Annotated in this window: 22 protein-coding genes; 8 read left to right on the top strand and 14 right to left on the bottom strand. The window is 61.8% G+C overall.

Features of this window, described 5'->3' with window-relative positions:
* Positions 1 to 54: 54 nt before the first annotated feature.
* Entirely contained in the window at positions 55 to 2,157 is a 2,103-nt protein-coding gene (locus tag AC1DTN_RS03420) for a beta-galactosidase (RefSeq protein WP_477919978.1), read from the top strand.
* On the opposite strand, the gene AC1DTN_RS03415 is transcribed toward AC1DTN_RS03420, so the two are convergent.
* From AC1DTN_RS03415 to AC1DTN_RS03390, 6 genes are read right to left on the bottom strand one after another with little or no spacing between them, the layout of a single operon-like run.
* Positions 2,158 to 2,886 (bottom strand): ABC transporter ATP-binding protein, encoded by a 729-nt coding sequence (locus AC1DTN_RS03415; RefSeq protein WP_113319545.1) that lies wholly within the window; start codon positions 2,884 to 2,886, stop codon positions 2,158 to 2,160.
* Positions 2,883 to 3,707 carry an ATP-binding cassette domain-containing protein gene (locus tag AC1DTN_RS03410; protein ID WP_113319544.1) on the bottom strand — a complete coding sequence of 275 codons (825 nt, stop codon included), beginning with the start codon at positions 3,705 to 3,707 and terminating at the stop codon, positions 2,883 to 2,885. Before AC1DTN_RS03410 ends, AC1DTN_RS03415 begins: the two co-directional genes overlap by 4 nt.
* Positions 3,700 to 4,557: an ABC transporter permease gene (locus AC1DTN_RS03405; RefSeq protein ID WP_477919975.1), complete on the bottom strand. Its 858-nt coding sequence runs from the start codon at positions 4,555 to 4,557 to the stop codon at positions 3,700 to 3,702. Before AC1DTN_RS03405 ends, AC1DTN_RS03410 begins: the two co-directional genes overlap by 8 nt.
* Positions 4,554 to 5,636, bottom strand: coding sequence for an ABC transporter permease (locus tag AC1DTN_RS03400; protein WP_113319542.1), 1,083 nt, complete (start codon positions 5,634 to 5,636; stop codon positions 4,554 to 4,556). Before AC1DTN_RS03400 ends, AC1DTN_RS03405 begins: the two co-directional genes overlap by 4 nt.
* A complete protein-coding gene (locus AC1DTN_RS03395; protein ID WP_477919974.1) occupies positions 5,637 to 7,223 on the bottom strand; it encodes an ABC transporter substrate-binding protein in 1,587 nt (528 codons plus the stop codon).
* A gap of 28 nt (positions 7,224 to 7,251) precedes the next feature.
* Entirely contained in the window at positions 7,252 to 7,782 is a 531-nt protein-coding gene (locus AC1DTN_RS03390) for a carboxymuconolactone decarboxylase family protein (RefSeq protein WP_037104406.1), read from the bottom strand.
* A gap of 230 nt (positions 7,783 to 8,012) precedes the next feature.
* Here AC1DTN_RS03390 and AC1DTN_RS03385 point away from each other — a divergent pair, with 230 nt between their 5' ends.
* From AC1DTN_RS03385 to AC1DTN_RS03365, 5 genes are read left to right on the top strand one after another with little or no spacing between them, the layout of a single operon-like run.
* Positions 8,013 to 8,684, top strand: a complete 672-nt coding sequence (locus tag AC1DTN_RS03385) for an amino acid ABC transporter permease (protein ID WP_113319579.1) — start codon at positions 8,013 to 8,015, stop codon at positions 8,682 to 8,684.
* The gene (locus AC1DTN_RS03380) at positions 8,684 to 9,355 is read left to right on the top strand and encodes an amino acid ABC transporter permease (protein WP_113319540.1); all 672 of its coding nucleotides are present in this window, start codon (positions 8,684 to 8,686) and stop codon (positions 9,353 to 9,355) included. Before AC1DTN_RS03385 ends, AC1DTN_RS03380 begins: the two co-directional genes overlap by 1 nt.
* Position 9,356: 1 nt before the next feature.
* Positions 9,357 to 10,091: an amino acid ABC transporter ATP-binding protein gene (locus tag AC1DTN_RS03375; protein WP_442206908.1), complete on the top strand. Its 735-nt coding sequence runs from the start codon at positions 9,357 to 9,359 to the stop codon at positions 10,089 to 10,091.
* Positions 10,092 to 10,099: 8 nt separating this feature from the next.
* A complete protein-coding gene (locus AC1DTN_RS03370) occupies positions 10,100 to 11,017 on the top strand; it encodes an isoaspartyl peptidase/L-asparaginase (protein WP_113319538.1) in 918 nt (305 codons plus the stop codon).
* A 22-nt stretch (positions 11,018 to 11,039) separates the two neighbouring features.
* The gene (locus tag AC1DTN_RS03365; RefSeq protein ID WP_442206909.1) at positions 11,040 to 11,831 is read left to right on the top strand and encodes a transporter substrate-binding domain-containing protein; all 792 of its coding nucleotides are present in this window, start codon (positions 11,040 to 11,042) and stop codon (positions 11,829 to 11,831) included.
* Between the two features lie 40 nt (positions 11,832 to 11,871).
* On the opposite strand, the gene AC1DTN_RS03360 is transcribed toward AC1DTN_RS03365, so the two are convergent.
* Positions 11,872 to 12,873 (bottom strand): LacI family DNA-binding transcriptional regulator, encoded by a 1,002-nt coding sequence (locus AC1DTN_RS03360; RefSeq protein WP_113319536.1) that lies wholly within the window; start codon positions 12,871 to 12,873, stop codon positions 11,872 to 11,874.
* A 148-nt stretch (positions 12,874 to 13,021) separates the two neighbouring features.
* Between AC1DTN_RS03360 and AC1DTN_RS03355 the strand changes: the two genes are divergently transcribed.
* Together AC1DTN_RS03355 and AC1DTN_RS03350 are read left to right on the top strand one after the other, a co-directional pair.
* Entirely contained in the window at positions 13,022 to 14,380 is a 1,359-nt protein-coding gene (locus AC1DTN_RS03355; protein ID WP_113319535.1) for a M24 family metallopeptidase, read from the top strand.
* Positions 14,381 to 14,454: 74 nt separating this feature from the next.
* Positions 14,455 to 14,925 carry a cupin domain-containing protein gene (locus AC1DTN_RS03350; protein WP_025668423.1) on the top strand — a complete coding sequence of 157 codons (471 nt, stop codon included), beginning with the start codon at positions 14,455 to 14,457 and terminating at the stop codon, positions 14,923 to 14,925.
* Positions 14,926 to 14,928: 3 nt separating this feature from the next.
* Here the strand turns inward: AC1DTN_RS03350 and AC1DTN_RS03345 are convergent, their stop codons facing one another.
* From AC1DTN_RS03345 to AC1DTN_RS03315, 7 genes are all read right to left on the bottom strand, one after another.
* A complete protein-coding gene (locus tag AC1DTN_RS03345) occupies positions 14,929 to 16,542 on the bottom strand; it encodes a GMC family oxidoreductase (protein WP_477919971.1) in 1,614 nt (537 codons plus the stop codon).
* An 8-nt stretch (positions 16,543 to 16,550) separates the two neighbouring features.
* Positions 16,551 to 17,768 carry a mandelate racemase/muconate lactonizing enzyme family protein gene (locus tag AC1DTN_RS03340; RefSeq protein ID WP_442206911.1) on the bottom strand — a complete coding sequence of 406 codons (1,218 nt, stop codon included), beginning with the start codon at positions 17,766 to 17,768 and terminating at the stop codon, positions 16,551 to 16,553.
* A gap of 11 nt (positions 17,769 to 17,779) precedes the next feature.
* The gene (locus AC1DTN_RS03335) at positions 17,780 to 19,198 is read right to left on the bottom strand and encodes an aldehyde dehydrogenase family protein (protein WP_442206912.1); all 1,419 of its coding nucleotides are present in this window, start codon (positions 19,196 to 19,198) and stop codon (positions 17,780 to 17,782) included.
* Positions 19,199 to 19,294: 96 nt separating this feature from the next.
* A complete protein-coding gene (locus AC1DTN_RS03330; RefSeq protein ID WP_442206913.1) occupies positions 19,295 to 20,884 on the bottom strand; it encodes a dipeptide ABC transporter ATP-binding protein in 1,590 nt (529 codons plus the stop codon).
* Entirely contained in the window at positions 20,881 to 21,726 is an 846-nt protein-coding gene (locus tag AC1DTN_RS03325; RefSeq protein ID WP_439016368.1) for an ABC transporter permease, read from the bottom strand. The genes AC1DTN_RS03330 and AC1DTN_RS03325 overlap by 4 nt, the downstream gene beginning before the upstream one ends.
* Positions 21,727 to 21,733: 7 nt before the next feature.
* Positions 21,734 to 22,693: an ABC transporter permease gene (locus AC1DTN_RS03320; RefSeq protein WP_439016369.1), complete on the bottom strand. Its 960-nt coding sequence runs from the start codon at positions 22,691 to 22,693 to the stop codon at positions 21,734 to 21,736.
* Between the two features lie 53 nt (positions 22,694 to 22,746).
* Positions 22,747 to 24,372 (bottom strand): ABC transporter substrate-binding protein, encoded by a 1,626-nt coding sequence (locus tag AC1DTN_RS03315; RefSeq protein ID WP_439016370.1) that lies wholly within the window; start codon positions 24,370 to 24,372, stop codon positions 22,747 to 22,749.
* Positions 24,373 to 24,375: the final 3 nt, after the last annotated feature.

Here is a 24,375-nt window from a genome sequence, read left to right as displayed (position 1 = left end):
CGTTTCTCCGGACGGCGAAGCCATGTCCGGACATTGATAGAGAAGGACAGGACAATGCTTAGAAACGATATTCAATTCCCCTACGGCGCCGTCTATTTCCGCAAGTCCAATCCGCCGCGCGACGATTGGGAACGCGACTACACGACCGCCGGCGAAGATGGCCTCAACATCTTCCGCCACTGGTTCATGTGGAGCGCGATCGAAGTGGCCCCCGGCGTCTACGACTGGGAGGAATATGACCGCCAGCTCGACCTCGCCGCCAAGAACGGCATCAAGACGGTTATCGCCGAGCTCATTCATGCCGTGCCTGACTGGGCGGTGCGCAAATATGCCGATGCGCTGCAGGTCAATGCCGACGGCACCAGGCTCGGCTCCTATATGGGCGTTTCGGCCGCAACCGGAGGCTTTTCCAACAATGGCGGTGGCGCCGGTGCGCTGACACTGAACTGCCCGGAAGTGAAGGAAGCCGCCGGCAAGTTCCTGACGGCACTCGCCACCCGCTACAAGGACCATCCGGCGATTTACGGTTACGACGTCTGGAACGAGGTCAACTATTCCGCCGATGTCGATTACAGCAGCTATGCCAAGGCCGCGTTCCGCAAATGGCTGGAGAAGAAATACGGCAGCCTGAACGTGCTCGCCAAGGCATGGCATCGCTATAGCTATGCCGAATGGGACGATATCGAGCCGCCGGTCCATATGGCGCCCTACCCTGAATGCATCGACTGGCTGCAGTTCAAGCGCGACAACTTCTATGGCCAGATGCAGTGGCGCATCGATACGATCCGCGCCGTCGACCAGAAGAACGTCATTGCCGCCCACGGCATTTCCGGCGCGATACCAAACATGGCTGCCAATGGCTGCGACGACTGGCTCGCCGCCTCCAAGGTGGAAATCTACGGCTTCACCTGGATCCAGGCCCGCAAGGGCACGGAGCCGTGGAAGACCTGGTACGGCGTCGATATCAACCGCGCCGCTGCCCGCGGCAAGCCTTTCTGGCATGCCGAGCGTCAGGGCGGCCCGCTCTGGCTGCAGCCGCAGGTGATCGGCCGCGACAAGGAAGACGGTCGTGTCGCTGAGCCCGAGGATATCCGCATCTGGAGCATGACCTCCTTTGCCGGCGGCGCTCGCGGCGTCCTGAACCTGCGCTGGCGCCCGCTGCTCGATGGCCCACTCTTTGGCGCCTTCGGTGCCTATGGCATGGACGGCAGCCGCACGCCGCGTTCCGATATGCAAAGCGCGATGGCGAAATGGGCGAATGATCCGGCGCAGAAGGCACTCTGGGACGCAAAGCCTGTTCGTGGTGAGATCGGCATTCTCGTGGTCCCAGAAACACAGGAATGGGATTACCTGCTGAATTACGACCGAAAGGAAAAGCCTTATCCGGAAGCCATGTGGGGCGCCTATCGCGCCTTCCTCGGTCAGGGCTTGCAGCCGGACTGGGTGCATATCGATGATATCGACGCCTACGACTTCCTCTATTTCCCCTACCCGATCATGTTCACCGCCGAGCAGGCATCGCGCCTCAAGGCCTGGGTGGAAAAGGGCGGCACGCTGATTGCCGAAGCCTGCCCCGGCTATTTCGGTGACCGCGGCCATGTCGGTCAAGTACAGCCGAATATGGGCCTCGATGAAGTCTTCGGCGCCCGTGAAGAAGAAGTGGAGTTCATGCCTGATATCGGCAACCGCATCCACTTCAAGTTCGACGAAACCGCCGTCGATGGCGGCGGTCTCCTGCAATCCTACCGCCTGACCGGCGGCACCGGCCGCGGCACCTTCGACGGCGGACGTCTTGCCATCGTCGAAAACCGCTTTGGCGAGGGCCGTACCCTGCTGATCGGCACCAATCCCGCCGCCGCCTTCTATCGCACCGATGGCAAGGCCAACGCCACCTTCTTCGCCGAACTGGTGAAATGGAGCGGCAGGGCGCGTCATGCGACGCTTTCCAATGATGCGGTCTTCGCCCGAATCCACAAGGGCGAGAAGGGAAGCTTCCTCTGGCTGGTCAATCCGACGCGTAAGGTACAGACGACAACAGTCACTCTCGCAGATGGAAAACTGTCGGGCAGCAAGCCCGCCTGGCCGGTGAACCATGCCTATGATGCTGGCCGCATAGAGGTGCCGGCTCGCGACGTATTGATCCTGCCAATCGCCTGACTAGTGGAGGGCAAGCTGTTCGACCCAGCCGCCTTGCGAAAGCGCGGCGCGGTCGAGTTCGCTTTCGATGCGACCGGACTGCATCAGCACGGCCCGGTCGCACATATGCGCAACGACACCGGGATCGTGGCTGACGAGCACGAAGGTCATACCATGCGAAGACTTCAGGTCGTTCAGCAGGTTGAGGATTTCGGCCTGGACCGAGACATCCAGCGCCGAGGTCGGCTCGTCGAGCAGCAGCAGCTTCGGCTTCAAGAGCAGCGCACGCGCAATCGCCACGCGCTGCCGCTGTCCGCCGGAAAGCTGGTGCGGATATCGTCCAGCTGCGGCGGCCGGCAGGCCGACCTGATCGAGCGCGATGCGAACCTCATCCTCGACATTGCGGACGCCCCGCAAGACTAGCGGCTCGCCGAGAATGCGGGAAACGCGATGGCGCGGATGCAGTGACGAATAAGGATCCTGAAACACCATCTGGATATTGGATCGCAACGCGCCGGTAATCTTATGCCCCGGCTGCAGCGCCTCATCGAAGACAGTGATGGAGCCCTGCCAATTGGTGTTCAGCCCGGCAACAGCACGCAGCGCCGTCGTTTTGCCGCAGCCGGAGGGACCGATCAGCCCGAACGTCTCGCCCGGCGCAACGTCGAAGCTGACACCACGCACGGCGGTAAAACCCTTGCCGCTGCTCTGGAAGGTCACGAAAAGATCGGAAACGGAGAGCGCGCTCATGCCTCGTCTCCATAAACCGGCAGCCGCGTCCCGTAAGTCGCAGCCGAAGGCCGCGCCGCCCAGAGCGCCCGCGTATAATCCGATTTCGCATTGGCAAGATCGGCGGACGCCATCTGCTCCTCGATCTTGCCATGCCGCATGACCATGACGCGGTCGGCATAACGCGAGACCTGCTGCAGATCATGGCTGATGAGCAGAAGTCCCATGCCGAGTTCCTCCGTCAGCGACCGCAGCAGCGTCAGGATCTGGTCCTGCAGACCGCGATCCAGAGCCGAGGTCGGCTCGTCGGCAATCAGCAGTTTCGGCCGGTTGATCAACATGGCCGCGATCATCACCCGCTGCCCCATGCCGCCCGAGAGGGAAGCGGGATAGCTGGAATAGATCCGCTTCGGATCCGGAAGACCGACCTTGCCCAGCATATCGAGCGCCCGCTCGCGCCGCTCGGCAGCCGATAGTTTCGTGTGCAGAAGCAGCGCCTCTTCGACCTGCCTGCCGACCTTATGGGCCGGATTCAGCGAATATTTCGGATCCTGCAAAATCAGCCCGAGACCACTACCGCGCAACCTGTTCCAGCCGGACGCGGACAGCGTCGTCAGCTCCTCCCTGTCGAAGGCGAGACGCTTTGCCCTCACCTCGGCCCGACGCGGCAATAGACCCATGATCGCCCGGCCCGTCATCGACTTGCCGGAGCCGGATTCACCGACCAGCGCCACGACCTCGCGACCGACGGAGAAGGAAATGCCATCGACGACACGCACTGGCCCTGCCTCGGATGGAAAGGCGATCGACAGATCCTCGATGGAAAGCAGCGGCTCAGTCATGGCGCGGATCCAGGATATCGCGCAGGCCATCGGCCAGCAGGTTGAAGGCGAAGGAGGTGATCAGGATGGCAAAGCCGGGGACCGCGGCCACCCACCATTGATCGAAGATTACCTGCGTTCCCTCCGATACCATCGAACCCCATTCCGCTGTCGGCGGACGCACCCCGAGACCGAGGAAGCCGAGGCCTGCGGCAGCAAGGATAATGCCCGAGAGATCAAGCGCCAGACGAATGATCGCCGAAGGCAGCACCAGCGGCAGGATGTGCCCCCAGAGTAGCCTTACGCCGTGGATACCAACCATTTCGGCCGCTGCCAGATAATCGCTGCGCCGCAGCGCCGCCGTCTCGACGCGGGCCTGCCGCGCATAGGCGGGCCAGCTTGTCAGCGCCAGCGCCAGCGMACCATTGATCAAGCCCGGCCCCATGATCGCGACAAAGGCGAAGGCCAGTAGCAACCGCGGAAAGGACATGACGATATCGGTGATCCGCATCAGCACGCGCTCGGCCATCCCGCCGAAGAAACCCGAGAGGATGCCGACGAGAATGCCGAGCGGCGCCATCAACAGCACGACCACGAGCACCAGCAGCAGCGTCGGCCGCGCGCCATAGATGATGCGCGACAGAATATCCCGGCCGAAACCATCGGTGCCGAACCAGTGCGCAGCATCAGGCGGCATCAGGCGATTGGCGGTTTCCTGCAGGTTCGGATCATAGGGCGCAATCAGCGGTGCCAGCAGCGCAAGTGCCAGAATGAAGAGCACGACGGCACCGCCCACCGCCGCCGAGGGCGAGCGCAGCATGCGCCGTAGGAAGGATGGGCCGCCGAGCGGCTCTTGGACGATCGCGCTCATCGCTTCCTCCCCGCATCCAGCCGCGCCACGCCGAGATCGGTCAGCGCGTTGAGAAGCACGAAGGAGGCCCCGACGACCAGCGTCGCACCGAGGATCGCCGGCATGTCACCGGCAAACATCGCCGTGGTCAGATACCGGCCGATGCCAGGCCAGGCAAAGACGGTCTCGGTCAGCACTGCGCCTTCCAGCAAGCTTGCATAGGAAAGAGCAATCACTGTCAGCAGCGTCCCGGAAATATTCGGCAGGATATGGATGAAGACGATGCGGCCGAGGCTCGCGCCCTTGGCGCGCGCCGTCGTCACATATTCCTGCCCGAGTTCGGTAAGGATCGCGGCCCGCGTCAGCCGCGAAATAGCGGCGAGCGCATGGAGGGCCAGCACGATCGCCGGCAGTGCCAGGTGCGCCAGCGCGTCGCGAAAGGCACCCGCCTTGCCCGAGATCCAGGTATCAACAAGCGCAAAGCCGGTGACGGATTTGACCGTATATTGAAAGATGACATCCGCCCTGCCCGGCCCCGGCGCCCAGTGCAGTCGGGCATAAAACAGCAGCAGCATCAACAGGCCAAGCCAGAAGATCGGCACGGAATAGCCGAAGAGAGACACGAAACGGGCAAGCCCGTCCACCCATGTCCCCTGCCGCATGGCGGCGGTTATACCGAGCGCAAGACCGATGACGGCACCAAGAATGATCGCCGCCGTCGCAAGCTCGATCGTCGCCGGAAAGGTGCGGGCAATGTCCTTCGCCACCGGCTGGCCGGTCGAGATCGACTGGCCGAAATTGCCAGACAGCGCCGTCTCGACATAGCGGAAAAACTGCACCGGCAGCGGCTGGTCGAGCCCAAGCTCAAGCCGCGCCTGTTCATAGGTCGATTGGCTGGCATGATCGCCGACGAGCTGCAGCGCCGGATCGATCGGCGATAACCGCGTCATTGCGAARGTCACCAGTGCCAGCCCGAAGAGCGTCAGCGCAAAGGACCACAGCCATTTCGAAAGCGACCAGACGAACGACAACTCCCGCCAGCTGTTGCGCTGGCGGGAGTTGGTCATGTCGGCATTATCTGTCGTTGCCGTTTGCGGCACTTATTTTGCTACCTTGTCGTAATAGACCTGGTCTGCGTTCAGGCCCTGGGCATAGTTCTTCACCTTGTCGCTTAGCACGACCTGGTCATTGCCTTGAAGCATGAAAACGAAGGGCGAGCTTGCCTGGATCTTCTTCTGCAGATCCTGATAGAGCGCAGCGCGCTTGGCGGCGTCCTGTTCCTTTACGGCGGCGAGCGTCTCGTCGGTCAGTTCCGGGATCACCCAGCCGGCCTGCTTGGCAACCGTATTGGCCGAGTTGTCCTTGTTGATCGCAAAGGCGCTGGCGTTGGAGTGCGCGTCGAAATAATCCGGGATCCAGTAACGCAGCGTCATCTCGAACTTGCCGGCGCGGCCGCGGGCATAGATGTCGCTCGCAACACCCGGCTGGATATCGAGCGTGATGCCGGCCTGAGCGAAGGTGGACTGCAGCGACTGGGCGATCGACAGGAACGGCTGGTCGTTGAAGACGATGAATTCGATCTTGAACGGCGTCTTGATGCCGCCATCGGCAAGGATCTTCTTTGCCTTCTCGACATCGAGCTTGAAAGGCGTGTCGCTGAGCGCGCCAGGGAAGCCGTTCGGCAGGAAGGCCTGGTGAACGCTGCTCTGGCCGCGCAGCAGGTTCTTGGTGATGCCGTCATAATCGACGAGGTAACGTGCCGCTTCCCAGAAAGCCGGGTTGCCGAGCGTCGGGTTCGCCTTGCTGTTCAGCAGGATATAGTCCTGACGGGCGGAGGGAACGGAGAGCACCTTGATGCCGCTCTTGTCCTTCAGCGCTTCGATCTGGTCGGCAGACAGGCCGCGGCCGATATCGGCATCGCCCTGCTCGACGAGCAGGCGACGTGCGCCGACGTCTGGCACGTTGCGGATGATGACGCTTTCGAGCGTCGGCTTATCGGAAGAATTGGCATTGGCTTGCAGCACCAGCGCCTCATGCGGCGTGTAGGTGGTGATCGTGTAAGCGCCGCTGCCGGCCGAATTGGTCTTCAGCCAAGCATTGCCGAAATCATTGTCCTTGGCCTGCGGCGAAACTGTCTGCTCATCGACGATGGAGGCGATCGGCGCCGTGAGGATCGACAGCGCGAAGCCGGAGCCGACATCCGCCGTCCAGGTGAGCTTGACATGCTTGTCGTCAACCTTGGTGATCGCGGCATCGACATTGTCGGCCTTCCAGCCGAGTTCGTTGAGGATGAAGGCGGGAGATTTGTTGAGTTTCACGGCGCGCGTCAGCGAGAAGATCACGTCCTCAGGGCGAACCGGATTGCCGGACGCGAACTTGGCATCGGAAAGCGCGAATGTCAGGCTCTTGCCATCGCTGCCGGCTTCCCAGGTAGCGGCAAGTGCAGCCTCGATCTTCGTGCCGTCATCGCGGTTGGACCGGACGAGGCGCYGGTAGATGTTGTTGAAGGACTGGACAGTCGTCAACTCGAAGCCTTCGGCCGGGTCGAAGCTGACGGCATCGTCGATGGACTGGGCCACGACGAGCACATTTGCAGGCGTTTCGGCGTGAACAACCGGCGCGCTGAATGCCAGTGCCAGGCTGAAAACAGTGCCGAGCAGCTTGGCGCGGCTGGTAATGATGGACATGGAAAACTCCCCTCGGGTGATGAAAAAGTCAGTTGGTGCCTTCGGCGAAAGCCTCAAGCTCGGGGTCGAAATCGACCTCGACAACATTGATGTAGACGGCAGTAGCAATCATGATGCCGGCAAAGGCCACGAGATCGACGAGCACCTTGGTGTCGTAGCGTGCCTTCAACTCGGCCCAGACATCGGCAGGAATGGCATTGGAATCGGCGACGATTGCCGCGCCAAAACGTTTAAGCAGCTGTTCGGTATCGCTCAACTCCAGGGCATCGGGATTGAACCCGTTCTTGATCAGAGCCCGGCGAAAGAAGGTGATGGCAATGTCGGACTTCAGCGCCTTGGAGATCGAATGCGAGAAGATCCAGATCTCGCGGTCGCTGATGGCAGGATTGAGCTCGGCCCTGAGCGTGAACCATTCGGCATAGATGCGGTGTGCCTGCGGCGAATGCAGCAACGTCCGCTTCATGTTGGTCATGTTGCCGCGAACCCGCACTTCTTCGTCATGCGCCGCGCGAATCTCTTCGGAAGCGGTGTCGTAATCGATATGGGGAAGCTGGCTCATGCGGATTGCTCTTTCTTTGTGCGATAAAGGCTAACGAGGTGGCGAGATATTGTGCAGTCCATATTCATCCAGCTTTTCCGCCTTTTGACGAAAAATATTCCGCCGAACGTTACCGGTAAAAACGAACTTTTCGTCACAGATATATCAGCATTTCGTACCAGGCGTTATTGACATCAGCGCACACAAACGACACGATGAAACCGGTTTCAATCGTGCATAAGGGAGTGATCGTGCGGTTCGACCTTTCGATCCTCTTGCCCCATCTGGGCTTTCTCGCGCAAGGCGCGCTGCTGACGGCGGAGGCCTGCGCCCTGGCGCTGGTCGGCAGCGTCATCATGGGCGCTTTCGTTGCCATTGCGCGCACCTCCTCCTCGGTTCTTCTGCGCAGAATTTCCTTCGTCTACGTCGATATCTTCCGCAACGTCCCCTTCATCGTGCAGCTGTTCTTCTTCTATTACGGCCTGCCGGAGATCGGCATCTATATCGATGCCTTCACCACGGGCGTCGTTGCGTTGTCGATTGCCGGCGGCGCCTATGCCTCCGATGTCATCCGCGCCGGCATTCTGGCGATCGACCAAGGCATCATCGAAGCGGCGGAGGTCAGCGGCCTCTCGCGCCGCGTGATCTTCACCAAGATCGTGTTACCGATCGCGCTCAGAACCTCCGTTCGCCCGCTCGGTTCCGTACTGATCAACATGATCCTGACGTCCTCGATCCTCTCGACCATCACGCTGAACGAACTCACCGGCTCGGCGCAGATCGTCGTTTCGCAGACCTATCGGCCCTTCGAAGTCTATGTTGTGCTGCTCGTCGTCTATGCCATGTTGACCTATCTGGTCTCGCTCGGCATTGCCCTCCTCCACCGCCGCCTGAACCGCGACATGATGGAGGCCGTAGCCTGATGCGCTTCTCCGATTTTACACCCTTCGATATCTGGCTGCTGCTGCAGGGCCTCGGCGTCAGCATCGGCCTGTTCTTCTCGACGTCACTGATCGGCCTGTCGATCGGCACACTCTGGGCGATCTGCCGCTTCTATCGTGTACCGGTGCTGACGCCGGTGATCACCTTTTTTGCCGAACTCCTGAAGAATTCACCTGTTCTGGTGCAACTCTTCCTTGTTTTCTTCGGCCTGCCCGGCCTGTTCCATTTCCGCATCACGCCGACAACGGCTGCGATGATCACGCTGTCGGCCAATTCGGCTGCCTTCGTCTATGTCATCGCGGTCTCGGCCATCGAATCCATCGGTCGCGACCAGATCGAGGCGGCCCGCGTCTTCGGCCTCACCCGCTGGCAGGTGCTGCGCCATGTCGTTGCGCCGCAAGCCATGGCCTTTGCCATCGGCCCGCTGACGGCGCTTCTCGTCAACCAGCTGCAGGTCACTTCGCTGATCTCGGTCATCGGCGTCGTCGATCTCACCAAGATTGGCAACATCCTCAACCTGCGCACGCTGAAGCCCTTCATCGTCTGGACAGTGGTCGGCCTGCTCTATTACGTCTGCGCCAAGCTGCTCGCATGGCTCGGCGCCCGCTTCGAAAACCGCCTCAGGGCGCATGCCGCCTGGAGAGGGCTCTGATATGCTCAAAGTAGAAAATGTCCAGAAGGCCTTCGGTCCTACAACCGTTCTCGATGGCGTCAATCTCACCATCAATCCCGGCGAGGTCGTCTCCATCCTCGGCTCTTCCGGCTCSGGCAAGTCGACGCTGATCCGCTGCATCAACGGCCTGGAAAAATTGAACGGCGGCAGCATCACCGTCGATGATTTCGACGTCAGCAAGCCGAAGGAATTGGCCGAGGCCCGCAAGCGCTCTGGCACCGTCTTCCAGCTCTTCAACCTCTATCCGCATATGACGGTGCTCGGAAACATCACGCTGGCGCCGATCGAAGTGCTGAAGAAGCCTCGTGCAGAAGCAGAAGCCACCGCCCGCGCCCTGCTGCAGTCCGTCGGCCTAGGCGATCGGGCCGAAGCCTATCCGGCCCAGCTCTCCGGCGGCCAGCGCCAGCGCGTCGGCATCTGCCGGGCGCTTGCCATGCAGCCGCGCTATCTGCTGCTCGATGAAGTCACCAGCGCGCTCGACCCGGAAATGACATCGGAAGTCCTTGCGATCCTCGCCAAGCTGGCGACCGAGGGCACGACCATGCTCTTCGTCACCCACGAAATCGAATTCGCCCGGCAGATTTCCAACCGCATCGTCTTCCTCGACAAGGGCAAGTTGCTCGTCGACCTGCCGACGGCGGATTTCTTCGCCGCCGAGGGCGGTATGGCCAACTCCCGTATCGCCCAATTCCTGTCCAAAATGCGCAAAGATTAGAGGTATTCATGCTGCTCTTGGCCAATAAAGAAGCCTGGCCCGGTTTCCCGACGACGGTGCAGATGCTGCGCGAAGGCGCCATCAGCCTCGACGCCATGGTCGCCGGCATCAGCAAGGTGGAAAGCGAAGTCCAGGTGCGCAGCGTCGGTTACGGCGGCTGGCCGAACATGCTCGGCAACATGGAACTCGACGCCGCCGTCATGGATGGCAACACGCGTGACGTCGGCACCGTCGGCGCCGTGCCGAACACATTGCCCGTCGCCCGCCTCGCCCATGAGGTGATGAAACGCCTGCCGCATGTGATGCTGACTGGCGACGGCGCGCGCCGCTTTGCCAGTGAAATCGGTTTCTCCGAAGACGATGTGCTGTTCGAAGACAGCAAGCGCGTCTGGTGGGAGCGGCTGGAAAAGGAACTTTCGCCGGACGAATTGGCGAAATTCCCCAATATCCCGCTGGCGCCGCTGAGCCGCGCCATCACCGATCCCGAGCGTGTGCGTGACACGACCGTCTTCCTGTCGGCCGATCCGGCACGCGGCATCCACGCTGCGACGTCCACCTCCGGCTGGGCCTGGAAATATCCCGGCCGCCTCGGCGATAGCCCCATTCCCGGCGCCGGCTTCTATGCCGACAGCCGTTACGGCGCGGCCGCCTGCACCCATACCGGCGAAATGACCATGCGCTGCTCGACTGCGCGCACCGTCGTGCTCGCGCTCAAATTCGGCTATTCGCTTTCCGACGCCGTCAAGCTGGCCGTCGAGGAGCTCAACGAACTTTCCTCTGGTTTCCTGGCCGGCGTGGTCATCCACGCCGTCGATGCCAAGGGGAACCATGAGGTCGTGAATTTCAGATGCGAGGGCGAAATCCGCTACTGGCTCTGGGAGGACTCGATGCCCGAACCGGAACTCCGGGCAGCGAAACTGGCATAATCAAGAAGAGGGAAATGGAACCATGAAACGCATTCTCACAGCCATTGCCGCGCTGGCCGTCGTTGCCAGCTCTGCGCTTTCATCCTTTGCCGGCATGATCGACGACATCCGCTCGCGCGGCGTCGTTCGCATCGGCGTATCGCTCGGCGGTGAGCCGATCGGCTTCCGCGACGCGCAGAACAACCCGGTCGGCTATGACGTCGACGTTGCCACTCGCCTGGCCGAAAAGCTCGGCGTACCGGTCGAATTCACCGACGTCTCGGGCGACGCCCGCATCTCCATGCTGGTCTCCGGCCAGATCGACGTCGCGATCGCCAACACCTCGGCTACGCTCGAGCGCGCCAAGGTCGTCAATTTCTCGATCCCCTATAACCGCGCCGGCCTGCGCGTCATCGTCCAGAAGGACTCCGGCATCAAGGAGCTGAAGGATCTCGCTGGCAAGAAGGTCGTCGTCGGCCGTGGCACCACGGGTGAAACCTTCCTCAAGTCCGCCGTTCCGGATGCGCAGCTCGTCTATGTCGACCAGTTCGCGCCCGATGGCGTCCTGCAGCTTCAGCAGAAGCGTGTCGATGCGGCAATCGAAGACTCCTCGCTGCTCGACTATCTCGCCACCAAGAACCCGACGCTGGTCACCCTTGCCGGCCTCTATTCCAACGACCCGATCGGCATGGCTGTTGCCAAGGGCGATCCGGAATTCGTTCGCTGGCTCGATATGTTCGTCTCAGACTACATCCAGTCGGGCGCCTATGAAGCCAATTACAAGAAGTGGTGGGGTGCCGAAGCCAACCCGCCGGCTCTGAACCCGCAGTGGTAAGACAATCCTCACAGGCCGCCTTCGGGCGGCCTGTTTGCTATCAGGAGGTTAACCGCGGAAAATAGGTCGTTGGCACGATGACCGGCGGCTGGCCGGGGTGAAAATCGCCGGGATTTGCGATGAAATCGACGACGTGCTCGACATAGACGCCTTTGTTGTAACCGATCGAGGAAATCGGATAGGCGTCGAAATCGGTGAGCGAGAGATTGTCGAAACCATAGAGCCGGAAACGTGTCGGCCGGTTGCCGGGAAAATCGGCACGGCAGACATCGAGAATGCCCATGGCCATCGCATCGGACGTGCAGAAAATTGCATCCGGGCAACCCGCGCCGGTCAGCTCCGCAGCCGCCGCGTGGCCGCTCTCATAGGAATAGTCGCCTTGCACCGTGCGCACCAGCTCTATGCCATTCTCCGCGAAGGCCTGTCTGTAGAAGCCGATGCGCGCGTGCTCCATCGGCGACGACGAACGGCCGGTGACGAGACCTGCCCGCTTCACGCCCTTCTTGGCGGCATCAGCGACGGCTTCGGCAATGCCGCTGCCTTCATCGGGAATAACGACGGGCGAAAGATCGTCATGAAGACCGTTCAGCATGACGACGAGATCGGAGCGGAACATGCGYCGGACCGTGGGCGCATCCGCAAAATCCGAAAAGACCAGTGCCGCATCGACATGATAGGCGACGCCGTTGCGCAGGAATTCCTCGACGCGGGCGACAGAACCGATGCGGATCATGATGACCTGCTTGCCGATCGACTGGATCTGATCGAGCAGCCGGTCGAAAAGATCGAGATCCGAAAGGTCGTGGATATGGTTGACGACGACGGCGACGAGGTTGACCGTCTTGGTCGTCAGGCTTTGCGCCAGAAGGTTCGGCTTGTAGCCGAGCTGGGCGGCAGCCTCGACCACCCGCTCGCGCTTGTCGGCAGAAACCGGCCGCGGCTCGTTGGAGAGCGCGCGGCTCGCAACCGCACGCGACACCCCGGCGAGCTTTGCAACATCGGCAATCGTCGGGGCGGCATCGCGGCCATTGTTCTGAGTCATATTCGAGCGCTTTCCAACCTGTCATGGCGTGATAGCGCACAGAAGCGCATCTTCGCTATCGGAAACTTGCAATCATCCACTTTCGCGGCACTGAAACCGGTGCCACCAGCCCTTTTCGCTTCAATGCCAGCTTGAATGGAGGAACTGTATGGCAATCACCCTTTCACCCATAACCCTGCCCGCTTTTGGCCCTGTCAGCGCCGAGCAGCCACAGATCCCGGCGGAGACCTACGCCACCCGCGCCGACGCCGCGCTAAAAGCTGCTGGCACCGATTGGCTGGTGGTCTATGCCGACCGCGAGCACTTCGGCAACATCATGTTCCTCTCCGGCTTCGAGCCACGCTTCGAAGAGGCCCTGCTGTTGCTCGGTCCGAAGGGAAAGCGGGTGATCATCACGGGCAACGAATCCGAGAGCTACACGGTGCTCGCCCGTCTGCCTGGCATCGAGGTGCTGCGAGCCCAGACCTTCAGCCTCATGGGCCAGGACCGCAGCCAGAACCCGCGCCTGGCAGACCGTCTGCGCGACGCCGGCATCGGCAAGGGTAACAGCATCGGCCTCGTCGGCTGGAAGTATCTTTCGGCGGAGGAGGATGAGGATCACGCAAACTGCTTTTTCGTGCCCGACTTCATTGTCTCTGCGCTGCGCCGCTTGGCCGGCAAGATCACCGATGCGACCACCGTTCTCATGCATCCGGAGACCGGCTTGCGTGCCGTCGTCGATGTCGACCAGCTCGCCGCATTCGAATGGGCTTCGGCCCGCTGCTCACGCGCGCTCTGGCGCGTCGTCTCAGGTGTTCGCGAAGGCGACAGCGAGTTCGAGGCACTCGGAAGACTGGGCTATGAAGGCGACCCGCTGAACCTTCACACGATGTTCGCCTCTGTCAGTTCCGGCGAGGCCATCGTCGGCCTGCGCAGCCCGACGGCACGGCGTGTAAAGAAGGGTGACGGCGTGACGACTGCCCTTGGTTACTGGGGCGCCCTCTCCTCCCGCGCCGGCCTGCTGACCGACCATGATGACGCCTTTCTGAAACCCGCCAAGGCCTATTTCGAAGCTCTGATCACCTGGTACGAGACGGCCGATATCGGCACGACCGGTGGCGATCTCTTCACAGCAGTGACCGGGAAACTGAAATCTGCCGGCCTGAACTCGGCGCTCAATCCCGGCCATCTCGGCAGCCACGAGGAATGGCTGCATTCGCCGGTCCGCCCAGGCTCCACCGAACGCCTGCGCTCAGGCATGCCGTTCCAGGTCGACGTCATCCCCGTGCCCATGCCAGCCGGCTGGGCGTTGAACTGCGAGGATACGATCGCCTTTGCAGATGCAAAGCTGAGAGAGGCGATCCGCACGAAGTACCCTGAGATGCACGCCCGTATTGCTGCTCGCCGCGCCTTCACGGCGGATAAGCTCGGCGTCGCCCTGAAAGACAGTATCCTGCCCCTGTCGGACACGCCGCTCTACCTGCCACCCTTCTGGCTGAAAGCGAACCATGTGCTGATCCGCGAATAGCGCGTAAAGGATCGACGGCCCTTGGCTGTCGATCCGACCTTACCTAAATTCAGCTTGAAAGCAGGAGGAGCGGCATGAGCGACGATCACAAGCATATCGACTGGCGCGAACATGGCGTGAAGGTTATTCCCGGCAATGCGCTCGATCCGAATACGGCGCAGACGCCGGGCATGAACCGCGCGACCGCTATCAACAATGCGCGCGCCGGGGCCGAAAAGATCTGGGCCGGCACAGTGACGATCCATGCCAATGCCAAGACCGGCGCCCATCATCACGGCGATCTCGAAAGCATCATCTATGTGGTGAAAGGCAAAGCCCGCATGCGCTGGGGCGAAAACCTCGAATTCACTGCAGAAGCCGGCCCCGGCGATTTCATCTACGTGCCGCCTTTCGTTCCTCATCAGGAAATCAATGCCAACCGTGACGAGACGCTGGAATGCGTGGTCGTGCGCTCGGGCCAGGAACCGGTGGTCGTCAACCTCGACATCGAACCGGTCGAAAAGCCCGAGGACGTGCCGTGGATCGACCCGATCCACCGCCACTAGCTCTCAGGCAGCGGCGAGGATCATCGCTGCACCTTTTTCCGCCACCATCATCGTCGGTGCGTTGATATTGCCGGCCGTGATGTTCGGGAAGACCGAGGCATCGACGATCCGCAGCCCGGTGATGCCGTGCACCCTCAGGGAGGCGTCAACCACGGATGTCGTGGCATCCGGCCCCATCGAAGCCGATCCGCAGAGGTGGTAGATCGAACCGGAATAGCCGCGGAAATAGGTAAGCAGTTCCTCATCCGTCTGGGCCTCCACCGAAGGCGGCATCTCCACTTCAGTGATCGCCCGCAGGGCCGGCGCTTCCATGATCCGGCGCACCAGCCGGCTGCCCTGAATGACCTCTTCYTCGTCATGCACAGTGCCGAGATARTTCGGCYTGATCTGYGGCGCTTCCGTYATCTCGGGCGAGACGATGCCRACCGTGCCGCGGCTCGTCGGCCKGCAGGAATTGAAGGCGAGMAGRAAACCCGAATAGGGCTCCGGCTTCAGACCTGCCTTCGGATCCGTTGGAATACGATAGGAGAGCGGATTGAAATAAAGCTGGATATTCGGTCGCTCTTCATCCGGGCTGCCACGCAGGAAGGCGCCGGCCTGGTTAACGCTGAGCGCGAGCGGCCCGCGCCGCGTCAGGATATAGCGCAGTGCCTGCCGCGCCTGACCGAACAACGTTCCGAGCTCGTCGTTCAGCGTCGGCACGGTGGAGCGATAGTAGAAGCTGGCACAGAGATGATCCTGCAGGTTCTTGCCGACGGCCGGCAGGTGCCGCAACAGCGGAATGCCCAGGGATTGCAGATGCGCGCCGTCGCCGATGCCGGAGAGCTGCAACAGCTTCGGTGTATCGACCGCACCTGCCGAGAGGATGACTTCCTGTCGGGCCGAGTAGTTTGTTATGCCGCCGGGGCCGATCACTTCGACGCCGGTCGCGCGGGCTTCCGCATCGACGATGATGCGCCTTACCCGGCTGTTGCGCAGGATAGCAAGATTGGGCCGTCCGAGCGCCGGTTTGAGATAGGCGAGCGATGATGAGGAGCGAACGCCGTTCCGCGTATTGATGTCGTAGATGCCGGCGCCTTCGATGCTTTCGCCATTGAAATCCGCGTTCAGCGGCATCTGCAGTTCGGCGCACGCCTCAAGGAAACGGTCGGTAATCGCATGCGATTGGCCGCGCATCGGCGTCACATGGATCGGCCCGCCGCCGCCATGATATTTGCTCTCGCCGCCCGCATGCGTCTCCAACTTGCGGAAGAAAGGCAGCACGTCTTCATAACCCCACCCGAGGTTGCCGGCAGCCTTCCAGTCGTCGAAATCATCAGCCGCGCCGCGCACGAAGATCATCGCATTGATGGAGCCGGAACCGCCCTGCACCTTGCCGCGTGGCGCATAAATGCGACGGCCGTTGAGCGCGRCCTCCGGCTCGCTCCAGTACATCCAGTTGACCTTCGGATCGTAGTAGGAGCGCGCATAGCCAACCGGGACACGAAACCACGGCGAACTGTCATTGCCGCCGGCTTCGATCAGCAGCACATTGTGCCTGCCGCTCTCACTGAGACGTGCGGCTAGAATGCAGCCGGCCGAGCCGGCGCCGACGATGATGTAATCGTATGTCGTCATCTTCGTTCTCAGCCGCGGGCCGGCGCAAATGCCTTCACGTCGGCGGGCTTGTCATCCATTTGCAGATGGAGTCGCTGCCCTTCGTAGGGCGAGTGTTTCGCGACGACATCGAGATTGAGCTCCACGCCCAGCCCCGGCTCGTCTGAGGGGATCAGGTAGCCGTCCTCGAAGCGCAGCGGTGTCTTCAGGATCTCCGCGTAGAAGCCCGAGAAATCGACGATCGCCTCATGGATCAGGAAATTCGGCGAGGAAGCGGCAAGCTGAATACTGGCGGCAGCACCGATAGGACCATTGTAGAGATGCGGCGCGATCTGCGCGTAATAGGCTTCAGCCATGCCCGCGATCTTCTTGGATTCCAGAATGCCGCCGGCGCGCGCCACGTTCATCTGCAGGATGGAGGCCGCACCCGTTTCCAGCACGCGCTGGAACTCGTATTTCGTTGTCAGCCGCTCACCCGTCGAAATGGGGATCGAGGTCTTGCGAGCAACCTCCGCCATCGCCTCTTCCTGGCCGGGAGGCACCGGCTCCTCGAACCAGAGCGGATCATATTTCTCCAGCCGCTGCGCCAACCGGATCGCCGAGGACGGCACCATCTGCCCATGCGTGCCGAAGAGCAGATCGGCACTGCTGCCGACGGCCTCGCGAATCTTGGCGCAGAACTCCTCGCAGCGGTCCATGACGCCGAGCGAAACCTGATGGCCGGAATAGGCGGTATAGGGACCGGCCGGATCGAACTTGACGGCGGTAAAGCCCATCTCGACCATCTTCACCGCGCATTCGGCGGCAAGATCCGGATCGTTATAGTCATATTCGCCGGCGGCATTCTTCGGATAGAGATAGGTATAGGCGCGCAGCTTCTCGTGCACGCGCCCGCCGATCAGCTTGTGCACCGGCTTGCCGGCGGCCTTGCCGATAATGTCCCAGCAGGCGATCTCCAGGCCGGAGACGATGCCCATCATCGTCGGATCCGGCCGCTGGGTAAAACCGCTCGAATAGGCAAGCCGCCAGAAGCGCTCGATATCATGCGGATCGTGACCGAGCAGGTATCGCTGGAAGACATCCTCGATCAGAGGCACCAATGCCCTCGGATGGAAGGCAGTCGAGTAGATTTCCCCGACACCCTCGATACCGTCGGCCGTCGTCAGCCGCACGAAGATCCAGTACATGCCGCCGATATGTGGCGGCGGGACGGCGACGACATGGGTGGAAAGCGATGCGATCTGCATGGCCATTATCCTCAGTGCTTGAGTATGACGAGGCGTGTCTGCGTGAATTCGAGCATGCCGTGTTTGCCGTCATCGCCGCCGAGACCGGAGCGCTTCCAGCCGGCGTGATAGCCCTGATAGGGATCTGCCGGAAAACGGTTGACGTAGAATTCACCAGCCTCGATCGCGTCGGAAAAGCGCATGATCGTGCGGTGATTGTTGGTGAAGAGCACCGAGCTCAGACCGAACTGATGATCATTGGCAAGCGCCAGCGCCTCCTCGGTCGTGTCATAGGCGACGACTGGCAGAACCGGCCCGAATATTTCCTCGACAATGATCTCCATGTCCTGACGGCAATTGGACAGCAGCGTCGGCGGATAGAAGAAGCCGGCGCTTTCAGGCAGGATACCACCCGCCTCGATGCGCGCGCCCTGCTCCACGGCCTTCAGGACGGCCTTGTGCACATTCGTCTGCGCAGACTTGGTGGCGAGCGGCCCGACGCGAGACGCATCGACTGAGCGGTCGCCGAAGGCGCGTACAGCAAAACCGGCCTTCAGCTTGGCAAGCAGCGCATCATGGATGGAGCGATGAACATAAACACGCTCCGGCGCGGTGCAGAGCTGACCGCAATGATTGGTCTTGGCGGCGACGAGCTGGGCGGCAACAGCATCGAGATCGGCATCCGGCTCGATGATAACGGGCGTCTTGCCGCCGAGTTCCAGCGACGGCTTGGCGATGTTCGCCTTGCAATAGTCAAGCACGACCCGGCCCGCCTGCAGGCTGCCGGTCAGGGTGATCATTCCCACCTTGGGATGGGTGCAAAGTGTGGCCGCAACCTCGTGCGACATGGTGAGAATGTTGATAAGCCCCGCGGGCAGTCCCGCCTCAGCCACGGCTTTGGCAATCTCGAAACCCGAGGTTGGCGTCGAATTGCTCGGGCGCACGACGACGGCATTGCCGGCAATCAGCGCCGGCGCAATCTTCCGCACCAGCGTATAGATCGGGAAGTTAAAGGGTATCAGGCAGGCAACAACACCGATCGCCTCGCGCTTCAGAAGCAGCGTCTCATTGGTATTGTCGCTCGGAATGATCTCGCCCTCGATGCGCCGCGCCCATTCGGCGTGGTAGCGCATCAGCTCGGCGCCATAGATCGCCTCGCCCGTCGCATCGGCAAGGCTCTTGCCGGATTCAAGCGCCAATGCCGCGCCGATCTTTCCCGCCCGCTGTTCGATGACGGCAGCGAGCTTCCGCAGCCCGTCGCCGCGCGCAATCGCCGGCAGCGCCCGCCATTCCTTCTGTGCCTTCGCCGCGGCCTCGACGGCCTCGATAGCCTCGGCTGCAGTCGCCGAAGGTACCTTGGCGAATTGAGCTTCCGTTGCCGGATTGAGCACCGGCACCAGCGTGCCGGAAGACCGGAATTCTCCGGCGATGAAATTGCGATATTCCGTCATGACGGTATCCTCAGGACAATAGCTAACCACGCGCATGCCGGCCTCTGCCGACCATGCGTTGAAACGAAACGGTGTGCCGTCGCCCGGAAGCGGCGGCTAGAACGTGCTGCGGCCCGGCGCCGCTTCTAGAAGTGTTCTCGTATAGGGATGCGTCGGCGCCTGCAGCACCTGGGCCGCACTGCCGCGCTCGACGATTTCACCCTTCTGCATCACCACGATCTCGTCGCTGATCTGGGCAGCAACGCGCAGGTCGTGGGTGATGAAGACGATGGCGAGCTGCAGCTTCTCCTGCAGCTCGCGAAGCAATTTCAGGACCTGTGCCTGCACGGAGACGTCGAGCGCCGAAACACTCTCGTCCGCGATCAGCACATCCGGCCGCATGGCAAGCGCCCGGGCAATGCCGATGCGCTGGCGCTGCCCGCCGGAAAAGGCCGATGGCTTGCGCCAATAGGCACTCTTCTGCAGACCGACGAGATCGAGCAGCTCTTCCGCCCGACGCCGCGCCTCCCCTGCTTCCATGCCGGCGAGCTGGGCGGAGCGTGCAATCATCGGCCCGACGCGACGGCGCGGATTGAGCGAGCCGAATGGATCCTGGAAAATCATCTGGATCGACCGCCGCCGGGCGCGCAACGGCGCCGGCGCAAGGCCGAGAAGATCGGCGCCCGCCACTTCCACCCGGCCGCTCTTCGGCTCGATCAGGCGGATCATCGCCTTGGCAAGGGTAGACTTGCCGCAGCCGGATTCACCGACGATGGAGACCACGCGGCCCGGCGACAGGCTGAGCTCCACATGTTTCAAAACCTGGACGCTGCCGTAGGAATGCTGCAAGTCGTGCACGGCAAGCACCGGCGCTTCACCCTGCGGAGGAGCCGGACGATCGTGCGGCTTCAGGCTCGGCACGGCGGCGATGAGCTCTTTGGTGTAGGGATGGTTCGGCGCTGTCAGCACCTGTCTTGCCTCGCCGATCTCGACGATCTCGCCGTAGCGCATGACGGCCACGCGGTCGGCAATATCGGCAACGACACCGAAGTCATGCGTAATGAAGAGAATGCCATGGTCGTGCATATTGCGAAGCTCGCGCACGAGCTTCAGCACCTGCGCCTGCGTCGTGACGTCGAGCGCAGTCGTTGGCTCGTCCGCAATCAGCACACGCGGGTTCATGGCAAGCGCCATGGCGATGACGACACGCTGGCACTGGCCGCCGGAGAGCTCATGCGGATAGGCCTTAAGGATACGATCAGGGTTCGGCAGATGCATGGATTCGATCAGCGCGCGGGCACGCTTTTTGCGCTCGGCGGCATCGAAATCCGAATGCAGCTCGAAGACTTCCTCAATCTGCGCCGAAACCGTCATCGCCGGATTGAGCGAGGCGATCGGCTCCTGGAAGATCATGGCGATATCACTGCCCCTGACGGCGCGGAAAGCCCTCTCGGAGAGGCCGACGAGATCGGTATCGCCGAGCATCACTTTGCCGCCCGCAATCTTCAGCCCCTCCGGTACGGCCCCCATCAATGCGGCCGACAGAACCGACTTGCCGGACCCGGATTCCCCGACAACGCAGAGAATTTCACGCGGCCTGAGATCGAAGCACGCCGCCTTGACGGCATAGGGCCTGTCGGCGCCCTTCGGCAGCGCGACACTCAGATTTTCGACCCGAAGGATCGGTTGGCTTTCGTTGCTGCTCATGCACGCCTCCCCTGCGCTTCCGAGACTTCTCGCAATCCGTCTGCCAGCAGGCTCAAGCCCAGCATCAGCGACGAGATCGCAAGGCATGGAAAGATGACGAGATGCGGGAAGGCGATCGCCATGGCGCGGCCTTCATTGACCATCGTACCCCAGTCCGGCGTTGGTGGCGGCAGGCCGAGGCCGAGGAAGCCGAGCGTGCCGATGGTGATCGCCGTGTAGCCGAGGCGCAAGCAGAAATCGACTGCGAGCGGGCCGCTGGCATTGGGCAGAATATCGAAGAGCATGATGCGCCAGGTGCTTTCGCCCTGTGTCACCGCAGACGCCACGAAGTCGCGGCTCGACACATCGATGGTAATGCCGCGCACGATGCGGAAGATCGCCGGCGCACTACCGAAGGTGACCGCAAGCACGATGTTGAATGGCGAGGAGCCGACAACGACGATGATGACGATATAAAGCACCAGAACCGGGAAGGAGAGCACCACATTGGCGATGTAGGACAGGACCGCATCGATCCAGCCGCGCCAGTAGCCGGCGATAAGACCGAGCGCCACGCCGACCACATAGGCAGTCACGGTCGCAAGCGTCGAGAACACCACGACAGTGCGTGCGCCATAGATCAGGCGTGAGAGGATATCGCGGCCGAGCTTGTCGGTGCCGAGCCAGAATACGCCGCCTGTCGGAGCGGCAGTACCGGGCTTTGCCAGTGGCAACAGCGTGCGGATCGGATCGAAGGGCGCAAGGATTGGCGCAAAGATCGCCACCAGCAGCCAGCCAATCGTCAGGAATCCGCCGATCAGCACGACCGGATTGGTGAGATAGGGTGTTACAGCTTTCCGCATGCCGCCCTCACTTCCGTCCCTTGGCTGCATCGAGCAGCGAGACACGCGGATTGAGCCAGCCATAGGCGAGGTCGGAGAGGATCTGCGTCGCGACGACGACGACGACGCTCACCATCGCGCAGGCTTCGACCAGGCGGATATCGCTATTGAGCGCGGCGTCATAGAGAAGCGTGCCGAAGCCCTTATAGGCATAGAAAACCTCCACGACGATGACGCCCGAGAGCAGCCAGGGAAACTGCAGCATGATGACGGTAACCGGCGTGATCAGCGCATTACGCAGCGCATGGCGCCAGACGATACGCGCCGTGCTGGCGCCCTTCAGTCGCGCCGTGCGGACGTAATGCGTGCCCATGACTTCGATCATCGAGGCGCGGGTGACGCGCGCCAGGTAACCGGTGGAATAGAAGGCGAGCACCAGCACGGGCAGAATGATCTGCTGCAGCGAGAAACCTGATAGCATGGTGCTGGCACCTGGCAGCCAGTGCAGCCAGAAGACGAAGACGGCCGAGAAGAAGACGGCGGAGGCGAAATCCGGGATCGAGGTCGTGGCGATCGCAATGAAAGAGACGATACGATCGAGAACCGAACCCTGACGCATGCCGGCAACGATGCCCGCAAACAGGCCGACGGGCACGATCACCAGCAGCGCACCGCCGGCAAGAATGCCGGAAGCCGCAAGTCGGTCCGGGATAAGCTGCGCAACCGGCGCACGGTAATAGGTGGACATGCCCCAGTCGCCGGTCACGAAGGACCAGAGCCAGCGGCCGTAGCGAATGATGAAGGGGGCATCGTAACCGTTGGCAGTCAGCCACTGGGCGCGCTGAGCTGGCGTCGAGAACTGGCCGAGGACCTTGACGGCGACATCGCCGACATTGACCTCCAGTGCCAGGTAAACGAGCAGCGACACGGTGAACATCACCGCGAGTGCGCTTGCCAGTTTACGAAGAATGAAACGGAAAACGGTCACGAACCACCTCTTTGCCGGGTCGGGGCCGCCGCGATGAGCGGCCCCGCCGAAGATCAAGCCTTGGCGAGCCAGACGCCGTCCATGCGGAAGTAATCCGCCGGATGGAGCACGAAACCGTGGACGGTGGTGGCTGCGGCGCTGAAGCGGTTCGGCCAGTAGGGTTGAATGATGACCCCGGAATCCTGCAGGATCTGCTCGACATCCTTCATGGCTTCGGGACGCTTGGCCGGATCGACGACGGCGAGAGCCTTGTCGAGCGCGGCGTCGAATTCCTTGCTGGCGAAATGGCTCTCGTTCCAGGCACCACCGGAGCGATAGGCAAGATCGAGCGTCATCGCACCGAGCGGACGGTGCGCCCAGTATGTCAGACCGAAGGGAACCTTGTCCCAGATCGGCCAATATTGCGAGGCCGGCAGAACATTGAGCTTGAGCCGGATGCCGGCTTCGGCAAGGTTCTGCTGCAGCACCTGCGCAGTGTCCTGCTCCCAGGTGCCCTGCGTGTTACCAAGCGTCAGCTCAATATCCAGGCCGTCCTTGTGGCCAGCTTCTGCAAGCAGGGCCTTGGCCTTCTCGACATCGCGGGTAACCGCCGGCAGCGCGAAGTAATCGGGCTGAACCGGCGAGACGTGGAAGTTGGCGCCCACTTCGCCCTCGCCACGATAGGCGACGTCGAGCATCTGCTTGTTGTCGGCGGCAAGCTGCACGGCCTTGCGGACGCGAACATCGTCGAACGGCTTCTGATCGGACTGCATGCGCATGACGAGCGTATGTGCCGCCTTGCCGGTCAGGATCTGGATGTTCGGCAGCGACTTCATGAGATCGTATTCGGCGATCGTCGCGCGGTAGATGATATCGATCTGACCGCTCGAAAGCGCTGCGAGATGCGTGGTGATATCGGTGCCGAGGTCGATGTACTGGATGCCATCGAGATGAACAGGCGTGCCCCAGTAATCCGCGCGCTTGGAGAACACGGCCTGACGGCCGACTTCATAACTTTCCAGCTTGAAGGGACCGGTACCAACAGGATTGGCCGGCCAGTTGGCGCCGCCCTTGACGAAATCGCGGTGCAACATCGGGCAGGTGTAGGAGTAGAGCTGTTCGGGCAGCGAGGAAACCGCGCGCGACAGCGTGATGCGGACCGCATGGTCGCCGGTCTTTTCCACCTTCTCGACGGCCGAGAAAGCGGTCTTGTTGGAAGACTGCGAGTCCGGAGCGATCCAGCGCTGAATATTGAAGATCACGTCTTCGGGCGTGAAGGCATCGCCATTCGACCACTTGGCGCGCTCGTCCAGCTCGAAATCCCAGGTCTTGAGATCGGCAGACGGCGTCCAGCTCTTGGCGAGATAGGGATGGGTGACGTTGTCGGCATCGACAAAGGTCAGGAATTCGAGGCTGTTGCGATAGAGGTTCGAAGCCTCGATCCAGCTCGTCATCATTGGATCGGTCAGTTCCTGGATCTGGCAGCCGAAACGCAGCGTACCGCCATCAGTAGGCGTTTCCTGCGCAAGAGCCGGCTTGCTGTCACCGAGGAAGGCGCTGGCGGAGGCCGCCGTCACACCGAGCCAGGCGACGGCACGCAGGAAACCGCGGCGATCGATCTTGCCGGCACGGACCTGTTCGCACAGTTCCGGCACGGAGGGATGCAGCGGGTTGCCGCTGTTAGTTTTCAATTCAGTCATGAT

It is taken from the genome of Rhizobium sp. 01T444 (assembly GCF_056398305.1).
Note: the sequence above shows the minus strand (reverse complement) of the source record. Positions and strands in the feature narration are given on the sequence as shown.

Coding starts and splice junctions, on each gene's coding strand:
- AC1DTN_RS03420 (WP_477919978.1), top strand. CDS start 55: ATGCTTAGAAACGATATTCAATTCCCCTACGGCGCCGTCTATTTCCGC.
- AC1DTN_RS03415 (WP_113319545.1), bottom strand. CDS start 2,886: ATGAGCGCGCTCTCCGTTTCCGATCTTTTCGTGACCTTCCAGAGCAGC.
- AC1DTN_RS03410 (WP_113319544.1), bottom strand. CDS start 3,707: ATGACTGAGCCGCTGCTTTCCATCGAGGATCTGTCGATCGCCTTTCCA.
- AC1DTN_RS03390 (WP_037104406.1), bottom strand. CDS start 7,782: ATGAGCCAGCTTCCCCATATCGATTACGACACCGCTTCCGAAGAGATT.
- AC1DTN_RS03380 (WP_113319540.1), top strand. CDS start 8,684: ATGCGCTTCTCCGATTTTACACCCTTCGATATCTGGCTGCTGCTGCAG.
- AC1DTN_RS03370 (WP_113319538.1), top strand. CDS start 10,100: ATGCTGCTCTTGGCCAATAAAGAAGCCTGGCCCGGTTTCCCGACGACG.
- AC1DTN_RS03365 (WP_442206909.1), top strand. CDS start 11,040: ATGAAACGCATTCTCACAGCCATTGCCGCGCTGGCCGTCGTTGCCAGC.
- AC1DTN_RS03355 (WP_113319535.1), top strand. CDS start 13,022: ATGGCAATCACCCTTTCACCCATAACCCTGCCCGCTTTTGGCCCTGTC.
- AC1DTN_RS03350 (WP_025668423.1), top strand. CDS start 14,455: ATGAGCGACGATCACAAGCATATCGACTGGCGCGAACATGGCGTGAAG.
- AC1DTN_RS03340 (WP_442206911.1), bottom strand. CDS start 17,768: ATGCAGATCGCATCGCTTTCCACCCATGTCGTCGCCGTCCCGCCGCCA.
- AC1DTN_RS03335 (WP_442206912.1), bottom strand. CDS start 19,198: ATGACGGAATATCGCAATTTCATCGCCGGAGAATTCCGGTCTTCCGGC.
- AC1DTN_RS03330 (WP_442206913.1), bottom strand. CDS start 20,884: ATGAGCAGCAACGAAAGCCAACCGATCCTTCGGGTCGAAAATCTGAGT.
- AC1DTN_RS03325 (WP_439016368.1), bottom strand. CDS start 21,726: ATGCGGAAAGCTGTAACACCCTATCTCACCAATCCGGTCGTGCTGATC.
- AC1DTN_RS03315 (WP_439016370.1), bottom strand. CDS start 24,372: ATGACTGAATTGAAAACTAACAGCGGCAACCCGCTGCATCCCTCCGTG.